Source organism: Enterobacter sp. DVT3837, from assembly GCF_056238685.1.
In genome coordinates this window covers 206,456-222,912 of sequence record NZ_JBWDLA010000002.1, presented here as the reverse complement: position 1 = coordinate 222,912, position 16,457 = coordinate 206,456, and the positions used below count along the sequence as shown (strand labels likewise).

12 protein-coding genes and 2 tRNA genes are annotated in these 16,457 nt (G+C 56.0%); 8 read left to right on the top strand and 6 right to left on the bottom strand.

Annotated elements, in window-relative coordinates; translation table 11 throughout:
• Nucleotides 1–39: 39 nt before the first annotated feature.
• The 6 genes from AC0XWG_RS15910 to AC0XWG_RS15885 all read left to right on the top strand — a co-directional run bounded on the left by AC0XWG_RS15910 (nt 40) and on the right by AC0XWG_RS15885 (nt 8,244).
• Nucleotides 40–1,782 (top strand): IucA/IucC family protein, encoded by a 1,743-nt coding sequence (locus AC0XWG_RS15910; RefSeq protein ID WP_475680823.1) that lies wholly within the window; start codon nt 40–42, stop codon nt 1,780–1,782.
• Entirely contained in the window at nt 1,782–2,729 is a 948-nt protein-coding gene (locus tag AC0XWG_RS15905) for a GNAT family N-acetyltransferase (RefSeq protein ID WP_028019619.1), read from the top strand. Before AC0XWG_RS15910 ends, AC0XWG_RS15905 begins: the two co-directional genes overlap by 1 nt.
• Nucleotides 2,726–4,468, top strand: coding sequence for an aerobactin synthase IucC (gene iucC, locus AC0XWG_RS15900; RefSeq protein ID WP_475680822.1), 1,743 nt, complete (start codon nt 2,726–2,728; stop codon nt 4,466–4,468). Before AC0XWG_RS15905 ends, iucC begins: the two co-directional genes overlap by 4 nt.
• Nucleotides 4,465–5,790, top strand: a complete 1,326-nt coding sequence (locus AC0XWG_RS15895) for a lysine N(6)-hydroxylase/L-ornithine N(5)-oxygenase family protein (RefSeq protein ID WP_049006653.1) — start codon at nt 4,465–4,467, stop codon at nt 5,788–5,790. The genes iucC and AC0XWG_RS15895 overlap by 4 nt, the downstream gene beginning before the upstream one ends.
• Nucleotides 5,791–5,814: 24 nt before the next feature.
• Entirely contained in the window at nt 5,815–8,004 is a 2,190-nt protein-coding gene (locus AC0XWG_RS15890) for a TonB-dependent siderophore receptor (protein WP_049006657.1), read from the top strand.
• A 164-nt stretch (nt 8,005–8,168) separates the two neighbouring features.
• A tRNA-Asn gene (locus tag AC0XWG_RS15885) sits at nt 8,169–8,244 on the top strand.
• Nucleotides 8,245–8,298: 54 nt separating this feature from the next.
• On the opposite strand, the gene AC0XWG_RS15880 is transcribed toward AC0XWG_RS15885, so the two are convergent.
• Nucleotides 8,299–8,700: a RidA family protein gene (locus AC0XWG_RS15880; protein ID WP_475680821.1), complete on the bottom strand. Its 402-nt coding sequence runs from the start codon at nt 8,698–8,700 to the stop codon at nt 8,299–8,301.
• A gap of 141 nt (nt 8,701–8,841) precedes the next feature.
• On the opposite strand from AC0XWG_RS15880, the gene AC0XWG_RS15875 reads away from it, so the two are divergent.
• Nucleotides 8,842–9,762, top strand: a complete 921-nt coding sequence (locus AC0XWG_RS15875; protein WP_475680820.1) for a LysR family transcriptional regulator — start codon at nt 8,842–8,844, stop codon at nt 9,760–9,762.
• Nucleotides 9,763–9,816: 54 nt separating this feature from the next.
• Here the strand turns inward: AC0XWG_RS15875 and cbl are convergent, their stop codons facing one another.
• Both cbl and nac read right to left on the bottom strand, forming a co-directional pair.
• Nucleotides 9,817–10,767: an HTH-type transcriptional regulator Cbl gene (gene cbl / locus AC0XWG_RS15870; RefSeq protein WP_028019625.1), complete on the bottom strand. Its 951-nt coding sequence runs from the start codon at nt 10,765–10,767 to the stop codon at nt 9,817–9,819.
• Nucleotides 10,768–10,863: 96 nt separating this feature from the next.
• Nucleotides 10,864–11,781 (bottom strand): nitrogen assimilation transcriptional regulator NAC, encoded by a 918-nt coding sequence (gene nac / locus AC0XWG_RS15865; protein WP_008499475.1) that lies wholly within the window; start codon nt 11,779–11,781, stop codon nt 10,864–10,866.
• Nucleotides 11,782–12,099: 318 nt separating this feature from the next.
• Here nac and AC0XWG_RS15860 point away from each other — a divergent pair.
• Nucleotides 12,100–12,175, top strand: a tRNA-Asn gene (locus AC0XWG_RS15860).
• A gap of 76 nt (nt 12,176–12,251) precedes the next feature.
• On the opposite strand, the gene ldtA is transcribed toward AC0XWG_RS15860, so the two are convergent.
• From ldtA to AC0XWG_RS15845, 3 genes are all read right to left on the bottom strand, one after another.
• On the bottom strand, nt 12,252–13,148 hold the full coding sequence (gene ldtA / locus AC0XWG_RS15855) for a L,D-transpeptidase (protein ID WP_108089622.1): 897 nt from the start codon (nt 13,146–13,148) through the stop codon (nt 12,252–12,254).
• 62 nt (nt 13,149–13,210) lie between these two features.
• A complete protein-coding gene (locus AC0XWG_RS15850; protein WP_475680819.1) occupies nt 13,211–15,904 on the bottom strand; it encodes a cation-transporting P-type ATPase in 2,694 nt (897 codons plus the stop codon).
• 47 nt (nt 15,905–15,951) lie between these two features.
• A complete protein-coding gene (locus AC0XWG_RS15845; protein ID WP_028019628.1) occupies nt 15,952–16,383 on the bottom strand; it encodes a universal stress protein in 432 nt (143 codons plus the stop codon).
• Between the last annotated feature and the right edge of the window lie 74 nt (nt 16,384–16,457).

Here is a 16,457-nt window from a genome sequence, read left to right as displayed (position 1 = left end):
TAACGAGAATTATTATCAATCATGGAATGAGGTTCATCTATGCGTACTCTGCCCCGCTCCGCCGGTACAGACGTTGCGGCCCAGTGTTTTTTAAACGCCCTGTTGCGTGAAACGAAGGACTGGCACTATCACTCCGCAACCTCTGCGGATGAGTTATCGCACATACATATTCCGCTTTCTCCAGCCCAGGCTCTTCGGGTTCCGGTACGGTATTTTTCCCCGACCCAGCATCATCAGTACTGTTTCCCGGCAACGCTTATCCAGAGTGACAATGACAGTAGTGACGCCGTCACATTCCACCAACTGGTTGATTTAATTCTTGAAAAACCGTCAATAAAAGGTTCGCTGGATGCCGATACGCTGGCGCGTTTTAAGCAACGCGCCCTTGAAAGCCACGCGCACACCTGGCAGGCGATTGATTTGCGCCACAGCTGGCCAACCCTGCGCGATAAACCGTTAACCTTTGCCGAAGCGGAACAGGCGCTGCTGGTCGGCCATGCATTCCACCCTGCGCCAAAGTCGCACGAGCCGTTTAACGAAACCGAGGCGCGTCGCTATTTACCCGATTTCGCTTCTCGCTTCCCGCTGCGCTGGTTCGCCGTTGAGAACACGCTTATTGCCGGTGACAGCCTGAATGTTTCCCTGCGCGAACGTTTACTGCGCTTTGCAGCCCAGAGCGCCCCTGAACTTCTCGGCCACTTCACCGACACCCGCTGGCTGCTGCCTATGCATCCGTGGCAGGCGGAGTACCTGCTCGGCCAGGAGTGGTGCCAGCGGCTGGTGACCAACGGTTCACTGCAGGATCTGGGTGAAGCGGGCGCACAGTGGCTGCCAACCAGCTCTTCACGCTCGCTGTACAGCGAAACCAACAGCGACATGATTAAGTTTTCCCTCAGCGTGCGCCTGACCAACTCCGTGCGCACGCTGTCGGTGAAAGAAGTTAAGCGCGGGATGCGTCTGGCTCGTCTGGCTAAAACCGAACGCTGGCAAGATCTACAGGCGCGCTACCCGACCATGCGCGTGATGCAGGAAGATGGCTGGGCGGGGCTGCGCGACGAAAACGGCGTGATTCAGGAAGAGAGCCTGATGGCCCTGCGCGTCAATCTGCTGTTTGATACTCCGGATACGCAAACCAATGTGCTGGTGAGCCTGACGCAGGCCGCCCCAGACGGCGGTGATAGCCTGCTGGCTGCAGCTGTACGTCGTCTGAGTGAGCGCCTGGATTTACCGCTCGCCCGGGCCGCGCGCTGCTGGCTGGACGCCTATTGCGACCGCGTATTACTTCCGCTGTTCAGTGCCGAAGCCGATTACGGTCTGGTCCTGTTGGCACACCAGCAAAACATTCTCGTTGAAATGCAGCAGGATTTCCCCGTCGGGCTTATCTACCGCGACTGCCAGGGCAGCGCCTGGACCGAGGGCGCCGACGCATGGCTGAAAGAGGCGGGCGAAACTGATGTGGAAAACCGCTTCGGTGAGAGCCAGCTGCTGCGCTACTTCCCTTACTACCTGCTGCTGAACTCTACCCTTGCCGTCACCGCAGCCCTCGCCGCCGCTGGTTTCGACAGCGAAGAAAACCTGATGGCACGCGTGCGTGACGCGCTGGCGGAACTGCGCCGCACGGCCAAGCAGACCCGCTGTCTCGACTACGTGCTCGACAGCCCGACCTGGAACTGCAAAGGCAACTTTTTCTGCTATTTGCACGATCGCAACGAAAACACGATTGCCGACCCGGCAGTGATCTATTTCGACTTTAGCAACCCGTTTTACAAGGAGAAGGTGTGATGGCTAACGCGAACATCGTTCATTCCGGCTACGGCTTTCGTTGCACCGCAACTGACACGCCCCTGCCGCTGACGTTGGGTCTCGACGGTAGCGCGGTGCTGGAGCGCCTGCGCGATATCCAGGACGGCTGGCTGGTTGAAGCGCTGGATCAGCTGTTTGTCGCCGCGCCTGCCCTCAGCGGGATCACCCTCCCCTGGGCTACCTGGAAGGATGAACCGCAGGCACAGGCACTGTTTAACCACGCGTGTGGCGATTATCTGGCGCGCGAAACTTTCTGGCAGCTGCCGCTGTGGCTGAAAGGTGAACGCCCCCTGGCCAGCGGCGGTATGCAGTTTGATGAGAGCCGTCAGCTGTACTTCCCGCTGCGTCCTCACCGCCCGCAGGGCGAGGTATACCGCCGTTATGACCCACAAATCAAGCGCACCCTCAGCTTCCGCGTGGCCGACGTGGCGCTGGACGGCGAGCGCTTCACCCACTGGATGAATAACCCGCGCGTCAATGCCTTCTGGGAGATGGCCGGCCCGCAGGCCGAGCAGGAAAACTACCTGCGTCGTCAGCTCGACTCGACCTATTGCTACCCGGTTATCGGCTGCTTCGACGACCAGCCGTTCGGCTATTTTGAACTCTACTGGGCTCCAGAAGACCGTATTGGTCGCCACTACCGCTGGCAGCCATTTGACCGTGGTCTGCACATGCTGGTGGGCGAAGAGAACTGGCGTGGTGCGCAATACATCCGTAGCTGGCTGCGCGGCCTTAACCACTATCTGTATCTCGATGAACCGCGCACCACGCGCATTGTCGCCGAGCCGCGCTTCGACAACCAGCGCCTGTTCCGCCATCTGGCGTCTGCCGGTTTTGATACCGTGAAAGAGTTCGACTTCCCGCATAAACGTTCGCGCCTCATCATGAGCCAGCGTCACCGCTTCTTCAGCGAGGTGGGACTGTGAACGCGCTCTGGCAAAAAGTGAACCATGAGATGGTGGCGAAGATCCTCGCCGAGCTGGAATATGAACGCACACTGCGCGCCGAGCCGCTTTCGTCGGACGCCTGGCGCATCACCATGGGCAACGAGTCCTGGCAGTTTCATGCCACGCGCGGGATCTGGGGCTGGCTGCATATCGATCCAAATAGCCTGACCACCACCAGCGGTGCCGCCGTGGAAGCGGAGAGTGCGCTGCTGCAGCTGGCGACGGTGCTGGAGATGAGCGATGCGCAAACGGCGGAGCATCTGGAAGATCTCTACGCGACGTTGCGGGGCGATATTCAGCTTTTACAGGCGCGTGAAACGCTGGATGCCGACGCGCTCATTCATCTCGACCCGGATGAATTGCAGTGCCTGATGAGCGGTCATCCTAAGTTTATTTTTAACAAAGGACGCCGCGGATGGGGTCTGGATGCGCTGCGCCAGTACGCCCCGGAATACCGCGGGCGTTTTCGCCTGCACTGGGTTGCCGTTCAACGTGATCATCTGGTCTGGAGCAGCGACGCCGATTGCGATATCAACGTCCTGTTGGCAAGCACTATGGACAACGCCGAACGCACGCGGTTTAACGACCGCTGGCAGACGCTGGGTCTCGACGAAAGCTGGCTGCCGGTGCCGCTGCACCCGTGGCAGTGGCAGCAAAAAATTGCCATTCATTTCCTGGCGCAGCTCGCGCGTGGTGAGATGGTGGAACTGGGGGAATTTGGCGATGAGTATCTGGCGCAACAATCTCTGCGCACGCTGACCAACGCCAGCCGTCGCGCGCCGTATGACATCAAGCTGCCGCTGACTATCTATAACACCTCCTGCTATCGCGGCATTCCGGGCAAGTACATTGCCGCCGGGCCGCTGGCTTCGCGCTGGCTGCAGCAGCAGTTCGCCACCGACGCCACGCTTACCCGCTCAGGCGCGCAGGTGCTTGGCGAACCCGCAGCCGGGTATCTGTCGCATCCGGGTTATGCCGCCTTGCCGAAAGCGCCCTATCGCTATCAGGAAATGCTGGGCGTGATCTGGCGCGAAAATCCGTCGTGTTATCTGCAGGACGGTGAACAGGCGGTGCTGATTGCGGCGCTGATGGAAACCGACAATGCCGGGCGCCCACTGATTGACGCGTGGATCAACCATTCCGGGTTAACTGCTGAAGCATGGCTGGAAAAGCTGTTTGCAGCGACGGTTATCCCCTTCTACCACCTGCTCTGCCGCTACGGCGTGGCGCTGATCGCCCACGGCCAGAACGTGACGCTGGTGATGAAAGACTCTATTCCGCAGCGCATCCTGCTGAAAGATTTCCAGGGCGACATGCGTCTGGTGGATGAAGACTTCCCGCAGGCACAAAGCCTGCCGGAGCAGGTGAAAGCCGTGACGGCACGCCTGAGCGCGGATTACATCATCCATGACCTTCAAACCGGCAACTTTGTCACGGTGCTGCGCTTTATCTCGCGTCTCACCCAGCAAAGCGGCATCAGCGAAACGCGTTTCTATCAGATCCTGGCCGGAGTGCTGCGCCAGTATATGGCGGCTCACCCGGATCTTGCTGAGCGGTTCGCGAAATTCGACCTGTTCAAACCGCAAATTATTCGCGTGATCCTCAACCCGGTCAAACTGACCTTCTCAGAACACGACGGCGGCAGCCGCATGCTGCCGAACTATGTCACCGACCTTGATAACCCTCTTTTTCTGGCCTCCCGGGAGTCAGCACAATGAAAACCTATGATTTCATCGGCATTGGTATTGGCCCGTTTAACCTCAGCATCGCCGCGCTGGCGGAAGGGCTGGACGGTTTTAGCTCGCTGTTCCTTGAGCGCAAGCCGCATTTTTCCTGGCACCCTGGCATGATGGTGCCGGACTGCCATATGCAAACCAGCTTCCTCAAGGATCTGGTCAGTGCCGTCGAGCCTACCAACCGACATAGTTTTCTCAACTACCTGGTACAGCGTAAAAAGTTCTACCGCTTTCTGACCACCGAGCAGCGCACCGTTTCTCGTGAGGAATTTGCCGATTACCTGTGCTGGGCGGCGGAAAACCTCACCAACCTGTCATTCAGCCAGCAGGTACAGCAGGTGAGTTTTGATGAGAAAAACGGCCTGTTTGAGGTGGTCACTCAGCGTGACCGCTTCCTGGCACGCCATGTCTGCGTGGGGATTGGCAAACAGATCAATCTTCCTGACTGCGTCACAACTCAGGACGATACCTGCTTCCACGCCAGCGAGATGATGCTGCGCACGCCGGATCTCGCGGGCAAGCGCGTCACTGTTGTCGGTGGCGGCCAGAGCGGTGCCGACCTGTTTTTGAATATTTTCCGTGGCGAGTGGGGCCAACCGTTGAGCCTGAACTGGGTATCGCGACGTAATAACTACAACGCCCTGGATGAAGCCGCTTTTGCCAACGAGTACTTCACGCCGGAGTACGTGGACAGCTTCTCCACGCTCGGTGAAGAGGCGCGCCGCCAGATGCTGCACGAGCAGAAGATGACCTCCGACGGTATCACCACCGAGTCTCTGCTGGCGATTTATCGCGCCATGTACCACCGCTTCGAAGTGCTGCGTGAAAAACCCTGGGCGCACCTTTTGCCGTCCCGCTCGGTGACCGAGCTTACGAGGCTGCAAAACGGACAGCGCCTGGCAATACAGCATCATCTCGACGGCGGACGCGAACAGCTGGAGACCGATGTGGTGATCTTCGCCACCGGTTACCGCAGCGTACAGCCTGCTTTCCTCGCCCCACTGTCTCACCGCCTCCATCTGGATACGGACGAAGCCTTCTGCATTAACAACGATTTCACCCTCGAATGGGACGGCCCGCAGAGCAACCGCCTGTTTGCCGTGAATGCCGGGATGCACCGTCTCGGTATTGCTGAACCCCAGCTCAGCCTGATGGCCTGGCGTGCCGCACGAATTTTGAATCGCGCACATGCTGACGAGCCGTTTGAGTTGGCTACCTCCCCTGGCGTGATCCACTGGCGTACCACCACCAGCCCGGAAAGCAGCCAGGTTTTTAAATCGTTATCAAAAACGACTGAGTACTGACACACAATCAGGATCGACATAACAATGAAACGTTCTCATCTTTGGGTTTTAAATCCTTGTTTGCTTGCAATGCTTTCTACCTCTGCGTGGGCGGAAGAACAAAAGGAAGAAAATATCGTTGTCTCCGCCAGCCGTGCGCATCGCAGCGTGGCGGAGATGGCGCAGACCACCTGGGTCATTGAGCGGGCTGAAATTGAGCAGCAGGTTCAGGGCGGAAAAGAGATTAAAGAGGTACTGGCACAGCTGATCCCGGGTATGGACGTCAGTAGCCAGGGGCGTACCAACTACGGAATGAACCTGCGCGGCCGTTCGATGATGGTCATGGTCGACGGTGTGCGCCTGAACTCGTCCCGTAGTGACAGCCGACAACTGGACTCCATCGATCCGTTCAACATCGACCGTATTGAAGTGATCTCCGGTGCCACATCGCTCTACGGCGGCGGCAGTACCGGCGGTCTGGTGAATATCGTCACCAAAAAAGGCCAGCCAGAGACTGAAGTTGAGTTCCAGACCGGAACAAAAAGTGGCTTTAACAGCCATAACGACCACGATGAAAACGTGTCGGCAGCCGTCAGCGGCGGCAACGACAATGCTTCCGGTCGCCTGTCGGTCTCCTATCAGCGCTACGGTGGCTGGTACGACGGCAAAGGCAACGAGGTGATCATTGATAACACCCAGACCGGCTTACAGTATTCAGACCGTATTGATGTGATGGGGACCGGCACCATCAACATCGACGATCACCAGCAATTGCAGCTGACGACGCAGTACTACAAAAGTGAGTCAGACGGTAAGCATGGGCTGTACCTCGGGAAGAACTTCTCAGCGGTAACGGGAGATGCTAACGCGTACAACAAAGGGAATCTCGACTCTGACCGCGTGCCGGGTACCGAGCGCCATCTGATAAACCTGCAGTACTCCAATACCGATTTCCTGGGTCAGGATCTGGTTGCGCAGATTTACTATCGTGACGAGAGCTTGACCTATTATCCGTTCCCGACCCTGACCAAAGGTGTGGTGACCAGTATCGGCGCCTCTCAGCAGAAAACCGATTTTTACGGCGGTAAGCTGACGCTGAACAGCAAGCCAGTGGATGATTTGAACCTTACCTGGGGTGTCGACGCCGACCACGAAACCTTCGATGCCAACCAGCAGTTCTTCAACCTGAGCAAAGCCGCGGCGAGTGGCGGCATGGAGCTGGACAACGCGTATAACGTAGGTCGTTACCCGGGTTACAGCATCACCAACCTCGCCCCGTTCCTGCAGGCCAGCTACGATATTGACGCCATCACCCTGAGTGGCGGCGTGCGTTACCAGTACACCGAAAACAAAGTAGACGACTTTGTCGGTTACGCCCAGCAGCAGGCCATCGCCACCGGGAAAGCCACCTCCGCAGACGCGGTACCGGGCGGGAAAACCGATTACAACAACTTCCTGTTTAACGCCGGGATCCTCGGTCGCCTGACCGAACAGCAGCAGGTGTGGTTTAACTTCTCGCAGGGCTTTGAAATTCCTGACCTGGCGAAGTACTACGGTTCCGGCACCTATCAGCTCAGCAATGGTCACTATCGCCTGCTGAATAGCGTGAACGTGAACGACTCAAAACTGGACGGTATCAAGGTTAACGCTTACGAGCTGGGCTGGCGCTACACCGGCGATAACCTGCGCACGCAGGTCGCGGCCTACTACTCGCTCTCGGATAAAACCATCACCATCAACAAGACGGACATGACCATTAACCTCGAAGACGACAAACGTCGTATCTACGGGGTGGAAGGTCAGGTGGACTATTTCTTCACCGACAGCGACTGGAGCACGGGCGCGAACTTTAACGCCATCAAGTCTGAAACCCGTGAAAATGGGAAATGGGAGAAGCTGACGGTTGACAGTGCCAGCCCGTCGAAAGCCAGCGCATGGGTCAACTGGGCGCCGGGCGACTGGACCTTGCGAGTACAGAGCACGCAGACCTTTGACGTCTCTGACTCCGACGGTAAGAAGATTGATGGCTATAACACGGTCGACTTCCTGGGTAGCTACGCCCTGCCGGTGGGTAAAGTCAGCTTCAGCGTGGAAAACCTGCTGGACAAAGACTACACCACCGCCTGGGGCCAGCGCGCGCCGGGGCTGTATAGCCCAACCTACGGTGCACCGGGCCTTTATACCTACAAGGGCCGTGGACGCACGTTTGGTCTGAACTACTCCGTACTGTTCTAATACCGCGCGCCGCCTGCGGGCGGCGCATTTTGCTGTGTAATTTCGAAGCAAATTTACTATAAAATCAGCGATTTGCTGAAATTGTCGGCAAACGAACGAAAAGTGCGTTTTCACCCTTTGACAAGGCGTACTGAGGTCGCTACTATGCGCCTCGTTCACACGATTCCTCTGTAGTTCAGTCGGTAGAACGGCGGACTGTTAATCCGTATGTCACTGGTTCGAGTCCAGTCAGAGGAGCCAAATTTGAAAAGCCTGCTTTTAAAGCAGGCTTTTTGCTTTTCTACGGCTCTGATGTTAACTCAGAATCGCATCCAGCCTGGCAATCACCTTAATCTCAAACTGGAATCCGTACAGCCACGTCACGCCGATCCCGGTCAACGTAGGGTAAGGCGCTTCTCCCCAATATTCTGGCAGGATACTCCAGATAGCGTCGAGGTTTGACTCGGGATCGACGACAAAGAGGGTAACATCAACCACGTCAGCGAACGTGCAGCCCGCAGCCGTAAGAACAGCATTAAGGTTATCGAATGCCAGCCGAACCTGCGCGTTGAGATCCTCTTCTGGCGAACCATCCTCCCGGCTACCAACCTGCCCCGAAACAAACAGAAAACCGTTGGATTTGATGGCCGGTGAATAGCGATTGCGCTCATAGAGCGCCTGGCGTCCGAAGGGAAAAACGGCTTCGCGTGTTGTCATGTTTGTACCTTTGTAATGGGGCGAAATCTGCCCGATGAACATAAAGACACTTTACAGGTGCAGGATCGGGCGGATAAACAAGCGACTTTGTCCATCATTGTTTGTAATATCCAAACAATCGGTGAAAAGAGAGGACAAGGGATGGACCGTTTCGATGCGATGCGCGCCTTTGCTCGCGTGGTGGAGGCAGGCAGTTTCACAAAGGCTGCCCAAACGCTTCATATGAGCAAAACCACGGTGACACAGCTTATTCAGCAGCTTGAAGCGCGCCTGCGCGTTAAGCTGCTCCATCGCACCACCCGCAGGCTCGGTGTCACTCCTGATGGCGCGGTCTACTACGAGCGCGTCATCCGTCTGCTGGCGGATATGGAAGATGCTGAAAACAGCCTGTCCAGTTCGGCGATGACGCCCAGGGGACGGCTACGGATAGATGTGCCCACTCCTCTCGCCCGCCTGGTGCTGGTGCCCGCGCTACCGGCTTTTCACGCGCGATACCCTGATATTCAGTTCGACATGGGCGTGAGCGACCGGGTGGTGGATCTGATCGGCGACAACGTGGATTGCGTCCTGCGCGGTGGCGAAATCAATGACCAGTCCCTGATCGCACGCCACGTCGGCGATTTGCAAATCGGTGTTTACGTCGCGCCAAGCTATGTGGAACGCCTCGGCGCCCCAGCGCATCCGCGAGAGCTGGAAAACACCGACCATCGCATAGTGGGATTCTTGTCCTCACGCACCGGTAAGATTGATCCTCTGGTACTGCGCTGTGAGAGTGAACATATTGAAATCACGGGAAGCTATCTGCTTGCAGTTGATGATGGCAACACCTACCTCGAAGCTGGGCTCGCGGGATTAGGCGTGATTGCGCTCCCCGTCTATATGGCGGCAGCGCATCAGACTGCTGGCTCTTTGATTCCGCTATTTGAAGACTGGCGTATTAATCCAATGCCCCTGTACCTGGCATTTCCGCCTAACCGCCATGTCAACGCCAGACTGCGCGTTTTTATTGATTGGATCGTTGAATTGATGCGGCAGCATGTCGCCATTACTTACAACAAGTGACGACATCCCTCCCCCCTGATTCGGTCAGCGCAGCGCTACCGGGCAAGCCAGCACTTAAATCTGATAATCAATCGCCACTTCTTCGGGTTCCATCACCTGCCGCTTGATCTCATCAACGGATAGCCCGGCATTGCATAGCTCGAGAAAGCGCCATACATAGTTGCGCTGCAGCTGCCCGCGTTTCAGGCCAAGCCATACGGTGTTAGCGTCAAACAGATGACGCGTATCAAGACGCACCAGGTTCCCGTCTTCACGTTCTCCACTGGACTGTTCCGCCACCAGACCAATACCCAGACCCAGTTCGACGTAGGTTTTAATCACATCAGAATCCTGCGCGCTCAGCACCACGTCCGGCGTTAACCCTTTGCGGTTGAAGGCCTCATCAATGCGCGAGCGCCCGGTAATGCCCTGGCGGTAAGTAATCAGTGGCCACTTAGCGATGGCTTCCAGCGTCAGGGGGGATACCTGATTCAACGGATGATCAATGGGAAGTAATAAACTGTGGTACCAGCGGAACCACGGGAACGCCACCAGCAGCGGGTCGTTGCTCAGGCGTTCACTGGCAATACCGATATCCGCTCCCCCGTTTTGCAGCAGCACTTCAATTTCCTGCGGCGTGCCCTGGATAAGCTCCAGACGGACATCAGGGAAAAGTTCACGGAACGCTTTAATCACCGGCGGCAGGCTGTAGCGAGCCTGTGTGTGGGTGGTGGCGATGGTGAGTACGCCCGAGGCATCATTGGTAAAGAGATCCGCCAGACGACGAACGTTGCTGGCCTCGTTGAGGATCCGCTCCGCGATGGTGAGCAATGCCTTGCCAGGCTCCGTCATGCCAAGCAGTCGCTTACCACGACGGATAAAAATCTCTATACCCAGCTCCTCTTCCAGCTCGCGGATATGGCGGCTCACGCCGGACTGAGAGGTATAAAGCATATTGGCGACTTCGGTCAGGTTAAAGTCCCGCCTGGCCGCCTCACGGATAATTTTAAGTTGCTGGAAATTCACGATTCACTCCGGCGCATCTGACATAGCTCTATTGTTAGAGTCAGCTGAGCTGCAGAACAAATAATAAAAACCAGCATCTTATTCTTTTATGGAATATTAACTCACGAGCTGCAGTTCACGGTTCTCCAGCGAAGGCTTGCTGACCAGCGACATCAAAATCTCTTTTACCGCCTGCGCCTGCGGTGACAGCGAACCGCGTGCGGACATGTTCAGCGACAAAGGTAAGCTCATAGACGGCGTTGTGATGCGCGCCATCCAGCCATTTGCCGCACTGCACAGCGAGCGTGCAGCGGATTCCGGCAGAACCGTCACGCCCATTCCGCTAGCGATAGCTGCGGTCAGCGTGGAGATAGAGTCGATTTCGCCAATAATTTTTGCCGTCAGGCGGCGCAGAGAAAATGCTTCATCCACGCGCACGCGCACGGCACTATAATCGCGCGGCAGATAGAGATTCATCTCAGCCACGGCGGTCAGGTCTACGCTCTGCCCCGGACAGTCGCGAGTGCCCACGAGGTAAAGATCTTCTTTCAGCAATGGCTGGCTGGTGATCCCGGCAACCGGGGAACGATCGTAAAGCACCGCCATATCCAGCTGGCCGTTGAGCAGCTTGTCATTGAGCACGGAACCGCTGTTTTCGTGCAGGTATACCAGCACTTCCGGCAGCTCGGCGCGCACGGCCTGCAGCAGCGGCATGGTAATAGACGATGCGGCCGTTCCCGGTGCTAAACCGATGGAGACGTGTCCGCTCAGGGTCTGACCGACATTATTCACCGCCAGCTGCGCCTGTTCACACTGGCGGAGGATGGTGCGTGCGTGGGTATAAAGGATCTTACCTGCTTCCGTTGGCGTAACGCCGCGTTTGGTGCGGATCAACAGCTGCTGATCCATCTCGCCTTCCAGAGTAGCCACCTGCTGGCTCAGCGCAGGCTGCGCGATGTGCAGCACTTCTGCCGCTTGAGTCAGGCTGCCGATATCGACGATTTTTACGAAGTATTTCAGTCGTCTTAAGTTCATTTTGCCCCCTGTTCGAAATGCTGTGCCGTAACCGGCTGTCGTTGTTGAACAGGTTTTGCAATATGAATGCCAGTTTTTCGAAGAGGTCTGATTTGTTGCTAAGCGGCTGAAAATAAGGAAACCTAATCATGGAGGGGCATTTATTACTGAAACAGCAGTTTATGATCTGCCCCATTAGAGGTATAACCGCACCATTACGGTGCATTCCGCTGTCAAAAACATCATTTTGCCGATTTTGTCAGCAAACGATCAAAAGGCGGTGCTCCACCCTTTGACAAGCTCGGCTGACGTCGATACTATGCGCCCCGTTCACACGATTCCTCTGTAGTTCAGTCGGTAGAACGGCGGACTGTTAATCCGTATGTCACTGGTTCGAGTCCAGTCAGAGGAGCCAAATTTGAAAAGCCTGCTTTTAAAGCAGGCTTTTTGCTTTTCTGCGCCAGGTAAAATTGCCGGGGGCGAAAAGGGCTTCACATGCCAAGCTTAACCGGCATCCCCGAGCGCCGTTCAAGTTCAGTTCCTGCGCCCTCGTTAATCAACTGCGTCCGCTGCGCGGCTGAAATTGGCAGAGGCACTTTTCGGGTCGATTCAAATTCCGCACGGTTACGTGATAATGGTTCATGCACTTCCACCCAGCGGCTACCGTCTGGCTCCGTGGTGACTTTAACGGGCCGATCGATAAGCTGTACTCGGGTCCCAACAGGGACATGATCGAAAAGGTATTTGATGTCGTTATTACGCAGACGAATACAGCCCTGGCTCACCCGCAGCCCGATACCGAAATTCGAATTTGTGCCGTGAATGGCATACAGCCTGCCGATATAGATCGCATACAGCCCCATTGGGTTATCTGGCCCTGCAGGGACAAACGCTGGCAGTGTTTTACCTTCAGCCGCATAGGCACGGCGCGTATTCGGCGTAGGCGACCAGGTCGGCCCCACCTGCTTACGCTCAACGGCCGTCACCCAGTTACGCGGTGTTTCACGCCCGGCCTGACCGATGCCGATGGGCAGCACCTCAACGGTGTTGCCGCCCGGCGGATAGTAATAGAGACGCATTTCTGCCACATTCACCACAATTCCTTCGCGGACAGTATCAGGCAAAATCAGCTGCTGAGGGATCGTTAATGTCGTACCTGATTTGGGGAGAAAAGGATCCACGCCAGGGTTGGCCTCCAGCATATTACTCAGCCCCAGTCCGTACTGCGCGGCAAAGGCTTCAAGGGGCAACGTGTTACCCTGTGGAACAGTGATGGTTATCGGAGCACCCACAAGACGGCTGCCTTCGGGTGGCAAGGTATAGGTCACGGCAAACGCGCCGGGAACGGCGGCACAAAGCGTGAGAACGAACGAGGCAAGTCGAATCATAGTGTCCTGAGCTCGAAAATAGAGAAAGCCTGAACGTAAGCAGGCTTTCTCAGTTTACGCTATTACGCCTCAGTTTTGCGCCACTTGCGTGTCAGAACTTTTTCCGCTTCAACAATAAGGAACATCACAAAACCAATCAGCAAGGTGATGACCCAGTAGCGGAACGGCAGCGCTTCTGTGCCAAACAGCATCTGCATGAAAGGTGCGTAGATAATGAGGAGCTGAAGCGCCAGCAGCACACCACTCACGATCCAAATCCCTTTATTTGCCAGCAGACCTTTGCTCAACGAGAAACCATCATTCACGCGGCAGTTGAGCATGTAAAACCACTGCGCCGTCACCAGGGTTTGCAGCAGCACGGTACGGATAAATTCCGCCGAGTAGCCACGCGGTTGCAGCCAGGCCTCCAGGATGAAGGCGCTGATGGCAATCATCAGGCCGACAAATACCACGCGCCAGATGGCATAGCCGTCCATCACATGCAGATTCGCCTTGCGAGGCGGTCGGTTCATGATGTCTTTCTCGCCCGCCTCGAACGCCAGCCCAAAAGAGAGCGTCGCCGATGTTGCCATGTTCATCCACAGGATCAGGACCGGCGTCAGCGGGATCAGGTTCCCCGCCAGCAGCGCGATGATGATCAGTAGGGCCTGCGCGATGTTGCTGGGGATAACGAACAGAATGGTTTTTTTCAGGTTATCGTAAACCCGCCGTCCCTCATGTACCGCGCGGGCAATAGTGGCAAAGTTGTCATCCGTTAACACCATGTCGGCGGCTTCCTTGGTGACTTCTGTCCCCTTAATCCCCATGGCGATACCCACGTCCGCCCGCTTGAGCGCCGGGGCATCGTTCACGCCGTCCCCGGTCATGCCCACCACTTCCTGTTTACTTTGCAGGGCCTGCACAAGGCGGAATTTATCCTCCGGGCTGGTTCGCGCAAAAATATCGTACTGCTGTGCGGCGTCGCTCAGCTGACGATCGTCCATCGCCTCCAGCTCACGTCCGGTGATAGCGCTTGCGGCGTTACCAATACCCAACATTTGCCCAATACTCATCGCCGTTTGCGGGTGGTCGCCGGTGATCATCTTCACGCGGATCCCCGCCTGCAGGCAGTCGGCAATCGCGGTAATGGCCTCCGGACGCGGCGGATCCATCATTCCGGCAATCCCGAGCAGGATCACTCCATCCTGCAGGTCCGGATGATCCAGCTCTCGTTGACCGTCGCGGGCGGGTTTCCAGGCCGCAGCCACCATGCGCAGCCCCTCACGGGCATACTCTTCAATCTTCCCTTCCCAGTAAGGCAGATCGAACGGTTGCATTCCGTCATTCGTCTGCTGGTACTGACAGAGGCGGAACAGCACGTCCGGCGCACCGGTAATCAGAATCACCTCTTCATCGCCCAGACGGTAAAGCGTGGACATGTATTTATATTGCGAATCAAACGGGATTTTACTGCGCATTTCGGTATCGAGCGGCGGGAGCTGAATTTTCGCCGCCAGCACCTTCAGCGCGCCCTCGGTCGGCCCCCCGGTGATTTTCCACAGCCCCTGCTCGTCTTTGATCAACTGGCTGTCATTACAGAGGTCGATGGTGCGCAGGTAGCGTTCCAGTAACGAACCCTGCACCACGCTGACGGGTGTCGGGTCGTCTACGGGGTGAATGTTCCCCACCGGTTCGTAGCTGTCTCCCTCCACGCGATAGGTCGTGTCAGCGGTAATCACCGCTTTGACCGTCATTTCATTCATCGTCAGGGTGCCGGTTTTATCCGAGCAGATGACCGTCATCGCGCCCAGCGTTTCCACCGTAGGCAGCTTACGGATGATGGCCTTGCGGCGCGCCATAGCCTGTACGCCAAGCGAAAGGATGATGGAAATGATCGCCGGCAGGCCTTCCGGCACCGCAGCAACGGCGAGGCTGATGAGCGACAACACCAGCTCGGAAACCGGCATATCGCGGAACAGCAGACTGAAGACAAACAGCGCCACCATCATCACCAGGATAGTGATGAAGATAGTCTTACCGAGCTTATCCATCTGCACCATCAGCGGCGTGCGGTGTTTTTCGATATCAGACATCATCTGATTGATGTGTCCAAGCTCGGTTTCGCCCCCGGTTGCCACCACCACGCCTTTTCCACCGCCGGAGCTGACGGTAGTACCTGAATAAAGCAGATTATACCGGTCACCTAAAGGCAATTCCCCGCTTAACACATCGCTGTTTTTCTCTACAACGGTGGATTCACCGGTCAGAATGGCCTCCTCCACGCGAAGGTTATGCGCTTCAATCACACGCAAATCCGCAGGAATACGATCCCCGGCGCGGATCACCACGATGTCACCCGGAACCAGCGTCGTGGTAGGGATCGTTTCATGATTACCTTGTCGAACCACCACGGCTTCGCTGGAGAGCATATTGCGAATACTTTGCAGCGATTTTTCAGCATTGCTCTCCTGAATGTGACCAATCAGTGCGTTAACGATGGCAACCCCGAGGATGACAAACATATCGACCCACTGGCCCATAAAGAGCTTGAGTAGTGCAGCCACCAGCAGAACGTAAATCAGCACATCGTTAAAATGGGCCAGGAAGCGCAGCCAGGCGGGTTTGCCTTTTTTTTGCGGTAACGCATTTTCACCATACTGCTGGAGTCGGACCGATGCCTCACTGCTGCTCAGCCCCTCCGCAGTGGAGTTGATATTCGCCAGGGTGTCGTCAACGGTTTGTTGATAATAAGGACGTTCAGGTTTTTCTGTTTTCATCGTTCCTTCCTCAGGTTCTTTTCAGAAATCACCTTGCTTTCATGCAATTAACGAATAACGAAAACAGGAACATGTGCGTAACGCACAATACTTGCCGCCTCTGACCCCAGGAGATGGGTTTGAATATTGGGATTTCGAGAGCCGACAATAATTGCCCCGGCAGCAAGTTCATCCGCCAGCTTAATAACCTCATCACGAACATTTCCGCTACGGACATGGAGGTGAACACGTTCTTCTGGCAAATTGAGTTTTTTGACCAGGTCAGACAGTTTTTCTTTAGAATTATTAATCATATATTCATCCATCTTGCGCGCATCTGAAATAAAACCACGCGTCAGTTCGGCAGAAAACTTAGGCATGACGTGCAGCAGATGAATGTCACCCGATGCGCTTTGTGCCAGGAACTGTGCATGCTGAAGGGCTTTATCAGCCAGGCTAGTCTCGTAAACATCCACCGGAACCAGAATATTTTTATACATATCGAGCATCCTTTTTATAACCAACACAGTAGTGAGTGAAGCAATAAAATGCATTAAATGCAGGGAGTTACCCT